This is a genomic window from Sulfurimonas sp., from assembly GCF_023228785.1.
Classification (GTDB): Bacteria; Campylobacterota; Campylobacteria; order Campylobacterales; family Sulfurimonadaceae; genus Sulfurimonas.
The window spans coordinates 1-5,876 of the sequence record NZ_JALOAN010000066.1 but is presented as its reverse complement, the minus strand read 5'-3'; the positions used below and the strand labels follow the sequence as shown (position 1 = coordinate 5,876).

At 33.2% G+C, this 5,876-nt stretch carries 5 protein-coding genes and 2 tRNA genes; 6 read left to right on the top strand and 1 reads right to left on the bottom strand.

All coding sequences use genetic code 11. The features are described from left to right. The first annotated feature begins 357 nt into the window (after positions 1-357). Positions 358-434: transfer RNA gene (locus tag M0Q24_RS11295), tRNA-Arg, on the top strand. Between the two features lie 138 nt (positions 435-572). Continuing rightward, a tRNA-Leu gene (locus M0Q24_RS11290) sits at positions 573-657 on the top strand. Between the two features lie 194 nt (positions 658-851). Here the strand turns inward: M0Q24_RS11290 and M0Q24_RS11285 are convergent. Further along, entirely contained in the window at positions 852-1,022 is a 171-nt protein-coding gene (locus M0Q24_RS11285) for a hypothetical protein (RefSeq protein ID WP_295050720.1), read from the bottom strand. Positions 1,023-1,286: 264 nt separating this feature from the next. Between M0Q24_RS11285 and M0Q24_RS11280 the strand changes: the two genes are divergently transcribed. The 4 genes from M0Q24_RS11280 (at position 1,287) to M0Q24_RS11265 (ending at position 5,627) form a co-directional block, all read left to right on the top strand. Next, positions 1,287-2,486, top strand: coding sequence for a Fic family protein (locus M0Q24_RS11280; protein ID WP_295050719.1), 1,200 nt, complete (start codon positions 1,287-1,289; stop codon positions 2,484-2,486). 414 nt (positions 2,487-2,900) lie between these two features. Continuing rightward, entirely contained in the window at positions 2,901-3,491 is a 591-nt protein-coding gene (locus M0Q24_RS11275) for a TetR/AcrR family transcriptional regulator (RefSeq protein WP_295050717.1), read from the top strand. Between the two features lie 2 nt (positions 3,492-3,493). Continuing rightward, entirely contained in the window at positions 3,494-4,375 is an 882-nt protein-coding gene (locus M0Q24_RS11270) for a hydrogenase (RefSeq protein WP_295050715.1), read from the top strand. Beyond that, positions 4,368-5,627, top strand: a complete 1,260-nt coding sequence (locus M0Q24_RS11265) for a nickel-dependent hydrogenase large subunit (protein WP_295050713.1) — start codon at positions 4,368-4,370, stop codon at positions 5,625-5,627. Before M0Q24_RS11270 ends, M0Q24_RS11265 begins: the two co-directional genes overlap by 8 nt. Positions 5,628-5,876 lie beyond the last annotated feature (249 nt).

Below are 5,876 nucleotides of genomic sequence, written 5' to 3'. Positions count from 1 at the left end.
CCGTGGCTCAACTGGATAGAGTTTCGGATTTCGGCTCCGAGGGTTATAGGTTCGAATCCTATCGGGCGTACCATTTATTTGAACGATAAATGAACAAAGTCCATTTATCTACGCTAGCCGCTTGGGCACTGAAGCTGTGGTTTTGTTCCAAAACCAAGAGTTTTTGAGATGAACAAGTCCGTTTTGTTACGCTAGCCTCTTGGGTGCTAAAGCTTTGGTTTTTTTAAAAAACCAAGAGATATTTCAATTCAGACAGAAACTGTTTTACTATGGTAGTTGTTGAAAAATTAAAACAAGTTTAGTTTTACTTGACTTAGGCAATAAATTTGTTGCTTTAAAATAAAAAAACTAAAATATGCCTCCTTAGCTCAGCTGGATAGAGCAACGCCCTTCTAAGGCGTAGGCCACACGTTCGAATCGTGTAGGGGGTACCATTATTTAAACGATAAATGAACAGAGTCCATTTATCTACGCTAGCCGTTAAGGCACTAAAGCTATGGTTTTTTTCAAAAAACCAAGAATTAAAGTAAGATAAAGAATATTTAAATATAATTCTGCTCTTATAATCACATGCGGATGTGGTGAAATTGGTATACACGCCAGACTTAGGATCTGGTGCCGCAAGGCGTGGAGGTTCAAGTCCTCTCATCCGCACCATTCAATACAAAAAATCTCTCAAAACTACTTATACATCGAACTTTACTAATAAGTTTAAGCTTTCTATTAAATCTATTTGCTACCCTATTGCTACCCATTAATGAAACTATGTAGTAAAATCTACTCTTTTATAAGCTTTTAATTATCTTTGATTAGTTATCTCCACTATCAACATCATACATACACAATTTAAATTATTTATTCTTGTAAAAACTACAACCTAGTAAATTTTGACTATCAGGTGCTATAGTTATTTCAACTCCTAATGCTTCCCATCTACTCCTACCATTTTTTGAAGCATACATAAAATATTGTGGTATCTGTTGCTCTATTAGTTCTTTGTTCGCACCTGTTAAAGCTATCATAGTAGCACTACACACTTTTTGATAATACAATGGTGTTACCTGTGAACTCGGAAGTATCGAAGCATTTAGTGAAATGTTAAAAGTAAAATGATCTAGTAATACATTCCGTAATTTATCTCGTAAAAAAGAGACTAATTAATTTTAGAACATCTTCTTAAGTTCCTAAAAATTGGCACTATTAGCCATTATGTTCCTCATAATTTATCTCGTAAAAGTTGCAATAAAATAAAGAAAATAGATATAATGACATCAAGGATGGATAAAATGTTAATATCTCCAATTATGCCTTATAATCTAAAAGGGCAGATAAAGCCAGAATTATTAGAGCTTTCAGAAAAAGTTTGTATAGAAAGTGCAAAGATTGCAAGTGGATATAACCAATATGTTGTAAATACTTTTAGGGATGTTTTACGGATCACAAACAGTTACTATTCAAACAGAATTGAGGCGGAAAGTACACACCCTATAGATATTGAAAAAGCTATGCTGAAACAATTTTCAGATAATTCTAAAGAAAAAGCACTGCAAGAGCTTTCAGTTGCCCATATCAAAACACAAGAGTTTGTTGAGGATTATTCTACTAGGCATAGTGTAATTAATAGAGATTTTATAAAAGAGATACATCGACTCTTTTACTCTAGTGAAGGTATGGAAAAATTTACAAAACTTGAAAAAGAAAATGAACTCATAGAGATGATACCCGGTGAGTTCAGAACAAAAGATGTTCAAGTTGGCAGCCATATTGCACCTTCAAGTGATTTAATCACAACAGTTCTCAACTACTATGAAAAAGAGTATTCTTCAGTTTTCAATAGTTCTACAAAAGCGATCAAACTACTTGCTGCACTTAGTTCTCATCATCGCTTAGCGTATCTTCACCCTTTCTTAGACGGAAACGGAAGGGTTTCAAGACTGCATCTTGATGCAATGTTTTGGAATATGAAGCTTGAAGGCTATGGCTTATGGAACATATCTAGAGGACTTGCGAGAGATGTTAAAGAGTATCAGCACTACTTGTCTTATGCAGATATGAAACAACAAGGTGCAACGGACGGAAGAGGAGAATTGTCGCTTAGGGGACTTGAGGGATATTTAAAATATATGCTTGAGGCAGCATTAGATCAAATAGAGTTTATGGGAAATGGTTTACGACTTGATCAGCTTAATGATAAAATTAGAAAATTTGTAAAATTTTCACAAGAGGGGATGTTTTACAAACAAGAAGCCTTACCAAAATACTCTGAACTGTTATTTTCTCACTTGTTGTTAAGTGGTGAACTAGAGAGAAAATATGTGCCTTTAGCCATAGGTAAAAGTGTAAGCACTGCTACAAAACTCGTAAGCACTCTAACGAAAATGGGCTATATAGAAAGTGAACATAGTAAAGCACCACTTCGATTGAAAGTAAATTCATTCTTTGCTTCGCAGATTATCCCAGAGCTTATTCCCCAAAAAGTAGATTGATGTTTTTTCTAAAATCATATTTTTACTACAGTTTTTACTACAAAATTTGAAAAACAATGAAAATAGATGATATAGAATGAAAATTTAGAACCTTTTATAAAGTCCTAAAATACAATACTTCAAAGAAAATCTAAACTCATTGTTCCAAAAATGTTCCACTTTTAAGAACCCCATTCTAAAACAAGTGCAATTTCTAGCTAATATAACTTGCTATATTTTACTTATTTCACTGTCCTTATTCTAAAAAAACTCAATAAATTGTAGTATAATTTTATTGAGTGCTCTGAACAATTATTAAGTTGGATCCTGAGTCAAATTCAGGATGACGTATGTCTCGTCATCCCGTGCTTGACACGGAATCTAGTTTATAGATTAATAAGAGGGTTCTATTATATAAACTAAGAGGGAGAGTTTTTGTTAGACAAGAAACAGTTAAAAAAAGAGCAGATAATAGAGTGCGCGTTAGAGCTATTTGCTTCAAGGGGTTTCTATAGCACTACTATTCCTGATATTGCTAAATCTCTTAAGATGAGTGTAGGCAATATGTATAACTACTTTAAATCAAAAGATATACTAGCAAGTGAGATCATAAAATACATCTCTGTATATTTAGGCAAAAAATTAAGAGAGATAAATGAAGAGGATATATCTACTAAAGAAAAAACAAGAAAAATAGTAGAGATGTATTTTAAGACGGCTTCTGTAAAACCAGAAATGATAGACTACTTTTTAAGGATCTATCTATCTAATCGTGAAGTATTTAGAGATACTTGTGAGGGAATGCTCTGTGTAAATGAGTTTGTGACAGAGATAATGATCTACTTTGAAGAGGGTGTTAGATGCGGAGACTTAAGAGAGCAGGACTTCTTTAGTGCTTTTGGGCTTTTTATGGGATACTTAGGTGGTATGGTCTTTTTAAAGGGTGAAGATATTTTGCCAAAAGATCTAAATGAATATGTAGAAGATATAACATACAATATCTACAAAGCTTTGAGCTCACAGTAGAGATGAAAACAAAAATGAAGGTGTTATGGCTTAGTGCAATCTCATGTAACGGTAATACTCATTCATTTTTCAATTATTCACAAATGGAACAGTTCTTAGAGGACTTTGAATTTATATATCATCCAGTTATAGACTCCAAATATCTGCTCCAAGATATAGTCTCACAAGATATTGAATGTGATGTCTTGCTGATTGAAGGTGCGATATCAAAAGAGTTTAAAAGAGCAGATCTATCCATTGTGGATATAATCCAGAGATATTCTAAGAGAGTTAAAAAGATAGTTACCGTTGGTACATGTGCGACTTTTGGGGGGATTTTTAGAGAGAGTGGTTATGAAAAGACTTCAGGACTGCACTTTGATCAAGAAAAGAGAGTTGATACTTTTAAGAGTCTGCTTGATAAGACTATATCTCTTTCAGGTTGCCCAGTTCATCCAGAAGTTTTAGTAAACACTCTTTATGCAATCAAAAAAGATATAACTTTAAAAGTTGATGAGTTTTTGCGTCCAAAAGAGTTTTATGCCTACACAGTTCACAATGGCTGTACAAGAAACGAGTACTTTGAGTATAAAGTAGATAATCACAACTTTGGAGAGCTTGAGGGTTGTATGTTTTACGATCATGGTTGTCAAGCACCCTTTACACATGGAAGTTGTAATAAGATACTTTGGAATGAGGTAAACTCTAAAACTAGAGCTGGACTTCCTTGTATGGGTTGTACGGAGCCTAGTTTCCCAAGACAAAATCTATTTAGCACGAAGAAAAATATGGCAATTCCTGAGCATTTACCAGTTGGTGTCAATAAAAGAGTCTATCTTACACTTGCTGGAATTACAAAAGCCTTTAAAATAGATAGGTTAGAGAAGAAGTTATTTGATGATTAAACTTATAGAAAAAATAGAGGGCGAGGCAAAACTAGACTTTAGTTTTAAAGATGGCAAGATAGATTTTGTGGATGTTAAGTTTATGTCAACAAGAAATATTGAGAATATTTTAAAAGGCAAGAGAGCGTTTGATGCACTTGTGATAAATCCAAGAGTTTGCGGAATATGTGGTCATGCACACCTCATAGCTACAGTGCAAGCATTAGAGAGCTGTTATGAAGATCTAGAGCTCTCAAATAAGGCAAAGATTATGAGAGAATTAACTCTAAACTTTGAGCTTATTCAAAATCATTTTAAGTGGTTTTATCTCACAATATTACCATTTTTTGGACATTCTCAGCAGATTTTAAAAGCAACATATCCCACGCAACTTATGGGTAAAGCTATTGCAATTTTTGGTGGGCAGTATCCACACACTTCTTATGCTATAGTTGGTGGAGTTGTTTGTGAGATTACTCAGATGGATATTGTAAAATGTGACAATTATATATCTCAAACACTCAAGTTTGTGGAAGACAATATAGTAAAAGTAGATGCTAAAACCTTGTTAGAGGCTACAAACTCAGATCTCTTGTTGGAGTATGAGGGAGATTTACCAAACATCTTAAGAGAAATAAAAAAAGAAGATGTTTTAAAAGATGCAAAGAGTTATGATAGATTTATAGCTTTTGGAGAGAGTAGTTTTTTTAAAAAAGGTAAATCACTAAAGGCAAAAGTTAGTCATAAGATCTCACTAGAAGACGTAAAAGAGTCAGAAGTTCCATCCTCATTTGCTAAAAATGTAAGCTATAAAGATAAGTATTATGAAGTAGGTCCACTAGCTCGTGCAATGATAAACAAAACTCCACTCATTGTGGATGCCCATAAAAAACATGGAGATAGTGTTTTTAGTAGAGTTTTAGCTAGAGTCTATGAGATCTCAACTCTTTTAAACCATAGTAAAATTTTACTAAAAAACTTAGATCTAGCTGAGCCTTCATATATTGAACCACCTCTTGATATATCAAAACTAAACTCTTCTGGTTTTTCAGCTGTTGAAGCAGCACGAGGAACATTGATACATAAAGTTGAGATAAAAGATGGAATTATAAAAAATTATGAGATCATTACCCCAACACAGTGGAACTTAAGTGGTGGCTCAAGAGAGAAACCAGGAGTTTCACAAAAAGCTATGGTTGGATTAGGTGATATTAAAACAGCAGAGCTTGTTTTTAAGTCATTTGATGTTTGCTCAGTCTGCACCACACATTAATAAATTTCTTTTATATATATCATACTAAACTCTATATTGCTATATAAAAAATAGTTATATAAGCAATATTAATTTTAAATTAAGTTTTTTTCGTATACTATTACTGAATGAGTATTCATTTTGTGGATATAACTAATATAACTTAGGGAGTGTTTCATGGAAAATAGTAACTTGTTTGATAGGTTGTCTTCAAGGTTGGATGAGTTGTCAAACTTACCAAAACTTGATGATGAAGTATCAATAACTAAG

Excerpts from the sequence above, each read along its gene's own strand:
- M0Q24_RS11270 (WP_295050715.1), top strand. The coding sequence starts at position 3,494 with ATGAAAACAAAAATGAAGGTGTTATGGCTTAGTGCAATCTCATGTAAC.
- M0Q24_RS11285 (WP_295050720.1), bottom strand. The coding sequence starts at position 1,022 with ATGATAGCTTTAACAGGTGCGAACAAAGAACTAATAGAGCAACAGATA.
- M0Q24_RS11265 (WP_295050713.1), top strand. The coding sequence starts at position 4,368 with ATGATTAAACTTATAGAAAAAATAGAGGGCGAGGCAAAACTAGACTTT.
- M0Q24_RS11280 (WP_295050719.1), top strand. The coding sequence starts at position 1,287 with ATGTTAATATCTCCAATTATGCCTTATAATCTAAAAGGGCAGATAAAG.